We start from the raw sequence: 11,973 nt of genomic DNA, 5'->3' as shown, positions 1-11,973 counted from the left end.
TTACCCCCTGTTCGCCTTCTCATCACGGTTCATCGTGCTCGCGGGGACCTCGAAAGCCTCGATCTATCATCGAGCCACAGAGATTTCGAACCGCGAACAGGGGGGAGTGCTCGATGAGCGCGCAGGCCGATACGCATAGACGCATGGGGCAGAAGGGATCGGTGCATCGGGACGGCATCAAGCGCCATGCGAGCCCCATCGCTATCGTGGGACGCATAGCCTCGGTGCTGTCGGTGTGCATGTACGTCTCCTACCTTCCGCAGATCATGGACAACCTGGCGGGGCACCCTGGCAATCCTGTGCAGCCCCTGGCAGCGTTCTTCAACTGCCTGTTCTGGACCATCTACGGTCTCTTTGAGGAGGAGCGTGACTGGCCGATCGTGGTGGCTAACGTGCCGGGAATCTTCCTTGCGGCGGCCACGTTCTTGACCGCCGTCTTCTAGCGCCGCTCCGATGCCCATCCGTGCGCAGGAAGGCGCTCGCACGGGAGCCGAACGGCAGCGGGGGTTGCGTAGCTCGAAAGCAGGTAAAGCAAGCCTGAGCGACAGGGGGCTGTGCGTCGCGACGCACAGCCCCCTGTTTTTCGCATCGATGGCTCGTGATCGTTTGTCGGGCTCGGTGGGAGGCTCCGATATCTTGCTATCAGAGCTCTATGCGGTCGAACTTGGCGAGGATCTCCGTGGCTGCGGAGCATGCCTCGCAATCGCAGTACTTCGCGCCCGTCTCCTTGCGCTGCTGCTGTGCCGCAAGCGCGCTTGCGGCCGCGTCTTCGCCGAGCATCTCGATTGCCGGCCCTTGCAGGAAGGCTATCACGCCGTCGATCGTCGTCGGGCGCCCTTCGAGGACGTCGAGCAGGTCGTTCGTCGCCGCGTCGATCGCAGCGTCGCTCGAATCGGCTGCCACCGCGTCCCTCCATGCCTGCGCAGCGTCCTTCGTCACCTGCGTGCTGAATTCGGAATCCGCGAGCGCGTCCACGCGCTCGGCCACGTAATCGAACGTCTCCTTGTTCATGCCAATTCCTTTCAGTGATTCTTTTATTCCCACTCAATCGTGCCGATAGGTTTCGGCGTGAGGTCGTAGACCACGCGGCAGATGCCGGGGACCTCGTCCAGGATGCGGGCGGTGATCTTCTTGAGCAGCGCCCAATCCAGCTCCGGCACCTCGGCGGTCATGGCGTCGACGGTGTTCACCGCGCGGATGATGGCGGGCCACTCGAAGGCGCGCACGCCGTCGCGGACGCCGGTGGCGCGGAAGTCGGGGACGCTCACGAAGTACTGCCACACCTTGCCCTCGAGGCCGGCCGCGGCGAACTCGTCGCGCAGGATGGCGTCGGCCTCGCGCAGCGCCTCGAGGCGGTCGCGCGTGATGGCGCCGAGGCAGCGCACGCCCAGGCCCGGGCCCGGGAACGGCTGGCGCTCGACCATGCCCTCGGGTAGCCCGAGCTCGCGGCCGATGACGCGCACCTCGTCCTTGTACAAGAGCTTCACGGGCTCGCACAGCTCGAACTGCAGGTCGTCGGGCAGGCCGCCCACGTTGTGGTGCGCCTTCACGCCGTCGGACTCCAGGATGTCGGGATAGATGGTGCCCTGCGCGAGGAAGCTCACCTCGTCGCCAACCTTGCGGGCCTCCTCCTCGAACACGCGGATGAACTCGGCGCCGATGATCTTGCGCTTCGCCTCGGGCTCGGCCACGCCGTCGAGCAGGTCGAGGAAGCGGTCGGTGGCGTCCACGTACACGAGGTTCGCGTCGAGCTGGTTCTGGAACACGTCGACCACCTGCTCGCTTTCGCCCTTGCGCATGAGGCCGTGGTTCACGTGCACGCAGATGAGCTGCTTGCCGATGGCCTTGATCAGCAGCGCCGCCACCACGGACGAGTCCACGCCGCCGGACAGCGCCAGCAGCACCTTCTGGTCGCCGATCTGGGCGCGGATCGCCTCCACCTGCTCGTCGATGAACGCCTGGGCCAGCTCAGGCGTGGTGATGCGCTCCATGTCCTCGGGACGCTTGTTGGGATCCATGCGGGTGTCCTCCTCGTTCTCGGTGATGTTCTGGGGGAATTATAAGGGAAACGCCGCAGCCGCATAAGCAGGCCGCACGTTCTTTTCCGGAAATGCCTAATAGCCCATCTCGCGCAGGCGCGCGTCGTCGATGCCGAAGTAGTGGCCTATCTCGTGCACCACCGTCTTGCCGATCTCCGCCACCAGCTCCGTGCGCGAGCCGAAGCAACGTTCGTGCGGTCCCTTGAACACGGTGATTACGTCGGGCAGGTCGCCGTCGTAGCCGTCGGCGCGGTCGGGGAGGGACACGCCGTCGTACAGGCCCAGCAGCTCGTCGTCGCGTATCGACGCGCCCCGGCAGTCGGGCTCGTCCAGGATGTCGAAATGGTAGTCGTCGGGCTCGTCCTCCACCACCACCGCCACGTTCTCCAGCGCCTCGAGGAACCGTTCGGGAATGTTGGCGAGCGCCTCTTCGACGGCCGATTCGAATTCGCGGTCGGTCATGCGGTGCATGGCTGCCCCCTTCGCTGACGGGTCGAGTATCGATGATGACGAGTATACTCCATGCGTCTTGCGCGCAATCGTCCGACGGCGTCGGAAGCGCCAGCGTATACCAGGCTGCGGAGATGTTACGGTAAAGGATCTGCGATTTTTTCTCGATATATTACCGAACCTTGAGATTGCGCACCCGAAACCTGCCTTCTACCCGCACAGAAAGCGGCTTTTCCCGCTGGAATGGGCGGTTCTTCCGCCTTCGGAGGGGGTTTCGGGACCTTGATTGCCTGATACGGTAAAATATCAGAAATTTTCTCCGATTTTATTACCGTTCTCCAAGGAGCAGAGCGCCTTGCGACCCTCCGACGGCTTGGAAGCGCCCCTTGATCTTCGCGCTGCCGGCCGGGCCGAGCAGATTCTATAGTGTGCGACACACATTATCGTGTGCTCTATGTTATAGTGTGTAACACACAGTAAGCGAAAGGAGAGGGCATGGGGCACGACGACGTGGTGTCGAGCATGGTGCTGGAGCTGCGCCGCGGCACGCTGGTCATGCTGGTGCTCGGCCAGCTGCGTGAGCCGGCCTACGGCTATGCGCTGGTGAAGTCGCTGGCCGACCATGGCATTCCCATCGAGGCGAACACGCTTTACCCGCTCATGCGCCGGCTCGAGTCGCAGGGGCTGCTGCAAAGCGAATGGGACAACGGCGGCTCGAAGCCGCGCAAGTACTACCGAACCACCGACGAGGGCCTGCGCGTGCTCCATGAGGTGGAGGCCCAGTGGCATGCGCTGTGCAGCGGCGTGAATGCCCTGCTGTGCGCCGATCGGCGCGAACCAGGAAAGGAAGCCAAGGATGCCGAACGATAACGACCTGATCGAGCGCTACCTGTACGCCATCACGCGCCGGCTGCCCGCCAAGCAGCGCGCCGACGTGGCCGAGGAGCTGCGCACGCTCATCTCCGACATGCTGGATGAGCGCTGCCGCGGCCTGCCGCCTACGGCGAAGGACGTCCGCGTCGTGCTCACCGAGCTGGGAACCCCCGGCGAGATGGTGCGCAAGTACACCGCCGACGAGGACGCGTGCCTCATCGGCCAGCCTTACTACGCGCAGTACCTCTACGTGCTGAAGATCGTGCTCGCCTGCGTGGCCGGCGGCATGATCGTGGCCGGCGTGCTCACGCTCGCGACGGGCGCGGAGGGAAGCGTGCTCGGCAACGTGCTCGGAGGGATCGGCTCCCTTGTCGCGGCGCTCGTGTTCGCCTTCGCGATCGTCACCTTGCTGTTCGCCTTCTTCTCGCATCGTGGCGTGGACGTGGAGGTGATGGGCTCGCTCGACGACCTGCCGCCCGTGCCGCGCGAGACGAAGAACCCCGCGCGCGGCGACGCGGTGGCCGGCATCGTGTTCTCCATCGCGGGCGCCATCGTGTTCCTACTGTTCCCCGACGTGCTGAACGCGCTCAGCCACCGCGGCGACGGCGTGCCGTTCGACCCCTTCAACGCCGAGGCCATCCGCTCGTCGGCATGGGTTATCATCGCCTGGACGGTCGTGTGCATCGGCGCCGAGAGCTTCAAGCTGGTGGAGGGACGCTACACGCCGCGCCTGCTGGCTGTCACGCTCGTGAGCGACCTCGTGGTCGCGGGGCTCGCCGTCTTCTGGCTGACGAGCTTCCAGCTGGTCGACACCCCGGCGATCGTGCAGGCGCTAGCCGCGCAGGGCGACGCGCTGAGCGGGCCGGTGCTCTGGGCGGTGTTGAACGCGCAGGTGGCGTTCTGCGGCTTCATCGTGCTCGCGCTGGCCATCGACGCCGTGGACTCCATCGTGAAGACGGTGAAGGCGAGCCGCTGATAAAGGACGAGTGCGAGAGCGGATGGGCGCAGCGGTCGCGACGGCCGACGTCGCCGGGAGGCGCTCCGTGCTGCCCAGACGCTGTCCGCCCTGTTGCCCGGGCGGCTGGGGTGCGCCGGGCCGCCGGTCGGATGGCATCCGCCATACCCCTGGCCAGATGCGGCGCGCCGCGCACGCCTTCCGACGGGAAAGCAAGGCGCTTTCCCTCGTTTCCGCGTCCCGCGGGCCTTTCTTGTAGCATAATACCGAAGGTTTGAGCGCGCTCGCCGTCGGGAGGCGGCGCCGCGCGCGGGGAAAGCGATGCGAGAGGGGTTTTGCCGATGAGCAAGGATCGACCGGTGCCGACCATGGGGGCCAAGGACAGTCCGGACGCGGTGTACGACGCGCGCCCGCTCGGCGTGCCGAAGATGGGCGTGTTCGGCCTGCAGCATATGTTCGCCATGTTCGGGGCCACGGTGCTCGTGCCGGCGCTCACGGGCCTGTCCGTGTCGGCGACGCTCCTGTTCGCGGGCCTGGGCACGCTGCTGTTCCATTTCCTGGCGAAGGGGAAGGTGCCGGCGTTCCTGGGCTCCTCGTTCGCGTTCATCGCCGGCTACGCGGCCATCGCGCCGAACGGCGAGGCCGATCTTCTGCCCTACGCGTGCCTGGGCGTGGCGTGCGCGGGCCTTCTGTACCTGGTGCTGTCGGCGCTGTTCCGCGTGTTCGGGGCGGCGCGCGTCATGCGCTTCTTCCCGCCGGTGGTCACGGGGCCCATCGTCATCTGCATCGGGCTTATCCTGGCCTCCTCGGCCATCACGAACGCCTCGTCGAACTGGCTCATTGCCGTGGTGGCTATCGCGGTCATCGTGGTGTGCAACATCTGGGGCAAGGGCATGGTGAAGATCGTCCCCATCTTGCTGGGCGTGATCGTGTCGTATGCCGTGGCGGCGTTCGCGGGCGAGGTGGACTTCTCCACCGTGGCCGCGGCTCCGTGGGTCGGGCTGCCCGTGGCGTGGGACAACACGGTGTTCTCGCTGTTCGGAGAGTCGTTCGACACGGGGCTCGCCATCACGGCCATCATCACCATCATGCCGCTTGCGTTCGCCACGATGATCGAGCATATCGGCGACATGTCGGCCATCAGCTCCACCTGCAACCGCAACTACATCGCCGAGCCGGGCCTGCATCGCACCCTCTTGGGCGACGGCCTGGCCACCATCATCGCGTCGCTGTTCGGTGCGCCGGCGAACACGACGTACGGCGAGAACACGGGCGTGCTGGCGCTGACGAAGGTGTTCGACCCGCGTGTCATCCGCATTGCGGCCCTCTTTGCCATCGTGTTCTCGTTCTCGCCGAAGTTCGCGGCGCTCGTGGCCGCCATGCCGGCGTGCGTGGTGGGCGGCGTGTCGCTCGTGCTGTACGGCATGATATCGGCCGTGGGCATCCGCAACCTGGTGGAGAACCACGTGGACTTCATGAAGAGCCGCAACGTGCTCATCACGGCGCTCATCTTGGTGCTGTCGCTGGGCATCGCGTACAGCGCGGCGGGCGCCATCGTGGTGCCGGTGGGCGGGATCACCATCTCGCTGTCGGGGTTGGCCGTGGGGTCGATCGTGGGCATTTTGATGAACGTGGTGCTGCCGGGGCACGAGGAGGCCGTCGGCGCGCCGCGCGAGCCGGAGGAGATGCCGGACGTTCCCATGCCGCTGGAGGACATCCGCCCGGCGAACGGGTAGGGCGTCCGAGCTCGCTGCAACCGCCTGGCTTTTCATGAGGCGCCTCTCCCGCTCGCTGCGGGGGAGGCGTTTTTGCGTGGGGGACGTCCTTCGCGACGGCGGAGGCGTGCGGGATGGCTAGAACGTCGTGCCCTTGTAGAGGTCCTCCACCTTCTTGCGGGCCCAGGGCGTCCTGCGGAGGAACGTGAGCGAGCTCTTGATGCTGGGGTCCTTCGCGAAGCAGTTGATGCGGATGCGGCGGGCCAGCTCGTCCCAGCCGTACTTGTCAACCAGGCGGGTGAGCATGGCCTCGAGCGTCACGCCGTGCAGCGGGTCGTTGGGGTGTGGGCGCTCGGCGGGGTTGTCGTTCGGCATGGGTGCGATCCTCCTCGTTCGTTCGTCGGCCCCTATGATGCCACAGTTGGGCGCCGAGCGGGGCGGCGGATCGGCCGAGGACCGCCCGCAGCGCGCCCGCGCCGTGGGCGGTCCGCCGGTCGGCAGGCGGCGACCGAGCAGGCTCGGGACGGGGGTTGCGGGCCGTGGTATACTCGCGCGTACGAAGATGAAAACACGACCCCGTCGGGTAGTCGGGGTGCGGTAGGGCGGCGCGCGGCCGTCCGGAGCGCGTCGCCGGTTGACAAAGCGCCTCGGCGCGCGCCTCCCTGCCGTCAGTAACCTGCCTCCTGGTTGTCCCTTCTTCGTTCGTTCACAACGACATAAGGAGGAATCATGCAGGTCAGCATCTCATCGACGTTGACGATACTTCACGACGGCCAATTCTGGGTGGGTATATGCGAGCGGCGCGACGGTGCGCTCTACGGCGCGTGTCGCTTCGTGTTCGGCCCCGAGCCGGCCGACGAGGACGTGCTCGCCTTCGTACGCGACCAGTGGGGCCGGCTGGACTTCAGGATGCGCGCCGAAGGCGTGGCCCCCAGCCGCAACCCGAAGCGCGCCCAACGCGAGGCGCGCAAGGCGCTGGAAGCCGCCAGGCGCGGTGTGGGCACGAAGGCCCAGCAGGCGATCGCCGCCGCCTACGAGGAGCGCAAGGACGAGCGCCGCGCCTGCGCCCGCGAGCGACGCGAGGCCGAGGCCCGGCGCGCCTTCGAGCTGCGCACGGCGAAGCGCAAGCGGAAGCACCGCGGCCACTAGGCGGGGCGCCGGGCCGGCCGGAGGATGCAAGGCGGGGCGCTGCCTCTCTCGGAGCGACGCGCACGGAGAGGGCGATGTTCTGGCAGAAATCGGGGCTTTTTCGTCCTGAGGCGGCGGTCTGACCGGGCTCCAAACGTCCTTGCTGTTCGCCGCTCGCCGTTTCCCCTGGTCGGTATCTTCTTCGGACCGGTACCCCGGAGGCTGTTCCGCATGCAGCGACGAACAGCTTGCTATTTCTGCCAGAAACCACAGGCTCCGCCGCCCGGTCGGCCGAATCGGGGGCTGGCGCAATGGCCGGTCCGTCAACGGGTGCCTGACGCAGGCGAAACGGCTTGCCCTACGATGGCGCGCCCGGCAGCACGTGCGCGCGGCAACCCATACCATAACCGGATAGCATATCGGTTTGCGGCTAAGGAGTTGCATGAAACGGGTAATCGTGGTGGGGGCGGGCGCCGCCGGGCTGGCGGCGGCCGTCCGGTTGCGGCATGCCGGGTACGACGTGGCGCTGTACGAGAAGGAGCCGCAGGTGGGCGGCAAGATGAGCCGCATCACCGGCGCCGGGTTCACCTTCGACGTGGGGCCCACCATCGTGATGATGCCTGCGCTGTACCGCGAGGTGTTCGAGCTGGCCGGGCGCGACCCCGACGACTACATCCCCCTGCGGAAGGTCGAGCCGCTCATGGAGATATCCTTCGGCCCGGGCGAGCGCGCGCCTGTCGAACGACCTGTCCGACCTGACGGCCACGCTCGAGGGCGTGAGCGAGGCGGATGCGCAGGGCTACTTCGAGTACCTGGCGCTGCTGTACAAGCGCTTCCGCATCGCCAAGGACAACTTCCTGCAGCGCCCGTTCCGCAAGCCGACCGACTTCTACAACCCGAAGAGCCTGATCGCCGGCTTCCGTCTGCACACGCTGGGAGACGCGTACTCGTCGGTGTCGCGCTACGTGTCCGATGACCGGCTGCGCAAGGCGCTGGCGTTCCAGACGCTCTACATCGGCATCTCGCCGTACGAGGGGCCGTCGCTCTACATGATCATCCCGCTGATCGAGCTCCTTTACGGCGTGTGGTTCATGCCGGGCGGCATGTACGCCATGGCCGAGGGCATGGCGCGCCTGTTCGAGGAGCTGGGCGGCGAGCTGCACACGTCGGCGCCCGTGGAGCGCATCGCGGTGGAGGACGGCCGCGCCGTCGGCGTGGTGGCGGGCGGCGAGCTGGTGCGCGCGGACTACGTGGTGTGCGACGCCGACTTCCCCTACGCCATGGAGAACCTGCTGGCCGGCGAGGCGCGCGGCCGCTTCACCGACGAGAAGCTCGAGGGCATGGAGTACTCGTGCTCGTGCTTCATCCTGTACCTGGGCCTGGACAAGCGCTACCCGGCGGAGGCGGTGCACTCCATCCGGTTCGCGCCCGACTTCGAGCGCAACATCGCCGACATCTTCGACGACGGGCGCTTCCCCGACGACCCCTCGTTCTACTGCTACGCGCCGTGCTCGCTCGATGCGTCGCTCGCGCCCGAGGGCTGCCAGACGCTCTACGTGCTGGTGCCGGTGCCGCCGCTGGCCGACGGCGGTCCGGGCTGGGGTGCGGAAGAAGTGGCCCGATATCGCGAGCGCGTGCTCGACCTGGTGGAGCGCGAGACGGTGTACGAGGACGTGCGCGACCACATAGCGTTCGAGCGCGTCTTCACGCCGAACGACTTCGCCGAGCGGTTCAACGCCAGCCGGGGCGCCACGTTCGGGCTGCGGCCCACGCTGCGGCAGAGCAACTACTGGCGGCCGCACAACAAGGCCGAGGCGTGCGAGGGCCTGTACTTCTGCGGCAGCAGCACGCATCCGGGGGCCGGCGTGCCCATCGTGCTCTTGAGCGCGCGTCTGGCGGCCGAGGAGCTTCTGCGCGACGACGCCGAGGCCGCCTCGGCCGAGCGGGAGGTGGCCGGCCAGGTTGCCGTGGTGGCCGCGCGAGGCGCCGCCGCCGAGGCCACGGCGGGCGGCGGGACGGTGCCGGGCGGCGCGCCGGGCGATGCGGTCCGTGCGGTGCCGAACGGCGCGCAAGGCGGTGCGTGATGTACGCCGCGCGCGACCCGTTCGAGGAGCACGCGGACGACTTCGCCTGGTGCGAGGACGTGATCAGGCGAAACTCGCATAGTTTTTACCGCGCGTTCTCGCTTCTGCCCCCGCGCAAGCGCAACGGCGTGTTCGCCGTGTACGCGTTCTGCCGCGCGGCGGACGACTGCGTGGACGTGGAGGCCAGCCGGGAGAGGCTGGAAAGCCTGCAGCGCGATCTGGAGCGGTTCGACGCCGGCGGCATGCCGCGCGGGCCGCTGTGGCGGGCGCTGGGCGTGGTGTTCGGCGCCTTCGACGAGGACACGGCCCCTTTCTTCGACATGCTGGAGGGGCAGCGGCGCGACCTTGCCTTCCGGCAGCCCGCCGACCTGGGCGAGCTCGAGGACTACGGCTACTACGTGGCGGGCTCGGTGGGCCTCATGCTGCTGCCGCTGCTGCGCGCCGGGCGGCCCGTCGACGACGCGCTGCGGGCCGACGCCGTGGCGCTGGGCGTGGCCATGCAGCTCACGAACATTCTGCGCGACGTGGGCGAGGACTGGAACGCCGGCCGCGTCTACCTGCCCGCCGCCGTGATGGAGGAGGCCGGCCTCGTGCGCGGAGATCTGGCAGCGCGCCGGGCGAACGCCGCCTTCCGCACCGCGTGGGAGCGCGTGGCGCGGAGATCCGAGGAGCTGTACCTGCCCTTGCAGCGCGACATCCTGCGGCTGGACGGGGACAGCCGGCTGCCCACGCTCTCGTCGCTGTTCCTGTACCGGGGCATCTTAGACCAGGTGCGGGCCGACGGCTACAGCTGCCTTGAGCGGCGCAGCACGGTGACGGGGGGAGCGCGCGGCCGCGCTCGTGGACGAGGCCCGGGCGCTGCTCGCGCGGGACGAGAAGGCGGCGCTGGCCGCGGAAGGCAGGTGACGGTCATGCAGGACGTCGTGGGGATGGGGCTGTCCCTCGTCTACGTTTTGGCGGTGCTAGCGGCATCGAGCCTGCTCGCACGGCACGGCATGGGCGAGGAGGGCACGCGCAAGCTCGTGCACGTGGCGCTGGGCGGCTGGTGGGTCGTCGCGGCGCTGTTCTTCACGTCGCCGTGGTGGGCGGCGGCGCTGCCGGCTGCGTTCATCGTGGTGAACGCGCTGGCCTGGCGCAAGCAGAAGCTCGCGTTCATGGCGCGCGGCGAGGGGGAGGACACGCCGGGAACCGTGTACTACGCCGTGTCGCTCACGCTGATCGCATTGTTCTCGTTCGGCCTGGGAGCGCCGTACGTGGGCGCGCTCGGCGTGTTCTGCATGGCGTTCGGCGACGGCCTTGCGGCCGTGCTGGGCAGGCGCTTCGGCCGCCGACCGCTGCCGGGTGCGGGCGGCGGGAAGTCGCTCGCAGGCAGCGCCGCGATGCTGGGGGTGAGCTTCGTCTCGTGTGCAGGCGTGCTGTTGGCGGCCGCCGCAGTGGACTGGGAGGGCGCGGTGCCGACGTTCGCGCCGGGCGCGGGCCTTGCGCCGGGCGTTGCGGCGGCGTCCGTGCTCGCCGCGCTGGGGCTGGCCGTTGCGGCCACGGTGCTGGAGGCCGCATCGCCCGAGGGCCTGGACAACCTGAGCGTGCCGCTGGGAGTGACGGGGCTGTACGCGGTGCTGTTCCTGCCGGCGGGCCCCTTCACGCCGGCCGTTGCGGGCGTGCTCCTGTCCGGCGCCGTGGCGCTGGCCGCGCTGCGCCTCGGGCTGCTCACCGTGCCGGGGGCGCTGGGGGCCGTGGGCGTGGGCGCGCTCGCCTTCGTGTTCGGCGGCTGGCCGCTGTGGCTTCTGCTCATGTGGTTCTTCGGCAGCTCGAACGTGGCCTCGAGGCTCATGCGGCGCTGGCGGGGCGGCGCGCAGGCGGCTCGGAAGCGGAGCGGCCCGCGCAAGCTGCGCCAGGTGCTGGCGAACAGCGTTCCGTTCCTTGCGTGCGCGCTGGCCTACGCGGCCACCGGCGAGGCGTGGTTCCTCATCGTGGCGGCCGGGGCGCTGGCTGCGAGCACGGCGGACACCTGGGCGTCCGAGGTGGGCATGTACAGCCGCAAGCCGCCGGTGAACATCGTCACGCGCGAGCCCATGCAGCGCGGCCTTTCGGGCGGTGTGAGCCCCCTTGGGCTGGCGGCCACGACCGTGGGCGCCGTGAGCTCGGCGTTCTTGGCCATGCTGCTGTTCCATGCGTTCGGCTTCGCGGTGCCCACGGGGCCGACGGCGTTCCTGTTCGTCATCGCATGCGGCATCGTGGGCTCGGTGGTGGACAGCTTCCTAGGCGTGCTGCTGCAGGCGAAGTACCGCGCGCCGGGCGGCTCGGGCGCGGGCGCGGGCGGCGAGGCCGGCAACGGCTGCGGCGCAGGCGCGGGTGCCGACGTCGGCACGCTGGCAGGGGTTGGCGCCGGCACCGCGGCCCTCGCCGCCGACGGGGCGCTCGTGGAGGCCGCGCCCTCCCGCGGCGCAGCAGGCTACACGCTCGTGTCGGGCTATGCCTGGGTCACGAACGACGCCGTGAACCTGCTGAGCGGCATAGCCGTGGTGGCCCTGGGCCTGCTGGTGGCGCTGCCGTAAGGGGTGTGCGTGCCGAAGAAGCCGCTGCGCAGCTCGACGCCGGCGGCGCGACGTTTTCCGGGCCCCCGGGGGCTTGGCGGCAAGAAGAACCGGGCAACCGTCTGCGCAGGGCGTATAATGGCCGGCAGCACAAGGCATCGCCGCCGCCCCCTGCGCTTGCCGCAGGGGGCGGGG

The 11,973-nt window shown here is 68.7% G+C and carries 11 protein-coding genes and 1 pseudogene; 8 read left to right on the top strand and 4 right to left on the bottom strand.

Annotated elements, in window-relative coordinates; all coding sequences use genetic code 11:
• The first annotated feature begins 143 nt into the window (after positions 1-143).
• Positions 144-443: a SemiSWEET family transporter gene (locus tag C1877_RS08220; RefSeq protein ID WP_015540307.1), complete on the top strand. Its 300-nt coding sequence runs from the start codon at positions 144-146 to the stop codon at positions 441-443.
• A 199-nt stretch (positions 444-642) separates the two neighbouring features.
• Here C1877_RS08220 and C1877_RS08215 read toward each other — a convergent pair whose 3' ends face one another.
• The 3 genes from C1877_RS08215 to C1877_RS08205 form a co-directional block, all read right to left on the bottom strand.
• Positions 643-1,011 carry a hypothetical protein gene (locus C1877_RS08215; RefSeq protein WP_015540308.1) on the bottom strand — a complete coding sequence of 123 codons (369 nt, stop codon included), beginning with the start codon at positions 1,009-1,011 and terminating at the stop codon, positions 643-645.
• A gap of 23 nt (positions 1,012-1,034) precedes the next feature.
• Positions 1,035-2,018, bottom strand: coding sequence for a glutamine-hydrolyzing GMP synthase (gene guaA / locus C1877_RS08210; protein ID WP_015540335.1), 984 nt, complete (start codon positions 2,016-2,018; stop codon positions 1,035-1,037).
• Between the two features lie 96 nt (positions 2,019-2,114).
• On the bottom strand, positions 2,115-2,510 hold the full coding sequence (locus tag C1877_RS08205) for a metallopeptidase family protein (RefSeq protein WP_015540336.1): 396 nt from the start codon (positions 2,508-2,510) through the stop codon (positions 2,115-2,117).
• Positions 2,511-2,984: 474 nt separating this feature from the next.
• Between C1877_RS08205 and C1877_RS08200 the strand changes: the two genes are divergently transcribed.
• The 3 genes from C1877_RS08200 (at position 2,985) to C1877_RS08190 (ending at position 6,053) form a co-directional block, all read left to right on the top strand.
• Entirely contained in the window at positions 2,985-3,359 is a 375-nt protein-coding gene (locus C1877_RS08200) for a PadR family transcriptional regulator (RefSeq protein ID WP_114568916.1), read from the top strand.
• Positions 3,346-4,338: a hypothetical protein gene (locus C1877_RS08195; protein ID WP_015540338.1), complete on the top strand. Its 993-nt coding sequence runs from the start codon at positions 3,346-3,348 to the stop codon at positions 4,336-4,338. The genes C1877_RS08200 and C1877_RS08195 overlap by 14 nt, the downstream gene beginning before the upstream one ends.
• Positions 4,339-4,658: 320 nt before the next feature.
• Positions 4,659-6,053 (top strand): uracil-xanthine permease family protein, encoded by a 1,395-nt coding sequence (locus tag C1877_RS08190; RefSeq protein ID WP_015540339.1) that lies wholly within the window; start codon positions 4,659-4,661, stop codon positions 6,051-6,053.
• Positions 6,054-6,170: 117 nt separating this feature from the next.
• Here C1877_RS08190 and C1877_RS08185 read toward each other — a convergent pair whose 3' ends face one another.
• A complete protein-coding gene (locus C1877_RS08185; protein WP_015540340.1) occupies positions 6,171-6,407 on the bottom strand; it encodes a VF530 family protein in 237 nt (78 codons plus the stop codon).
• Between the two features lie 354 nt (positions 6,408-6,761).
• On the opposite strand from C1877_RS08185, the gene C1877_RS08180 reads away from it, so the two are divergent.
• The 4 genes and pseudogenes from C1877_RS08180 to C1877_RS15715 all read left to right on the top strand — a co-directional run bounded on the left by C1877_RS08180 (position 6,762) and on the right by C1877_RS15715 (position 11,799).
• Complete coding sequence (locus C1877_RS08180) at positions 6,762-7,181, top strand: YjdF family protein (RefSeq protein ID WP_114568915.1); 420 nt, start codon at positions 6,762-6,764, stop codon at positions 7,179-7,181.
• Positions 7,182-7,602: 421 nt separating this feature from the next.
• A pseudogene (locus tag C1877_RS15920) lies at positions 7,603-7,833 on the top strand (FAD-dependent oxidoreductase); the annotation flags it as partial.
• 103 nt (positions 7,834-7,936) lie between these two features.
• Positions 7,937-9,244, top strand: a complete 1,308-nt coding sequence (locus C1877_RS15720; protein ID WP_272867746.1) for a phytoene desaturase family protein — start codon at positions 7,937-7,939, stop codon at positions 9,242-9,244.
• Positions 9,244-11,799, top strand: a complete 2,556-nt coding sequence (locus tag C1877_RS15715; RefSeq protein ID WP_244909825.1) for a DUF92 domain-containing protein — start codon at positions 9,244-9,246, stop codon at positions 11,797-11,799. Before C1877_RS15720 ends, C1877_RS15715 begins: the two co-directional genes overlap by 1 nt.
• Positions 11,800-11,973: the final 174 nt, after the last annotated feature.

It is taken from the genome of Gordonibacter pamelaeae (assembly GCF_003340385.1).
GTDB lineage: Bacteria > Actinomycetota > Coriobacteriia > Coriobacteriales > Eggerthellaceae > Gordonibacter > Gordonibacter pamelaeae.
The sequence above is the reverse complement of the archived record's forward strand: the minus strand, read 5'-3'. Positions and strand labels throughout refer to the sequence as shown.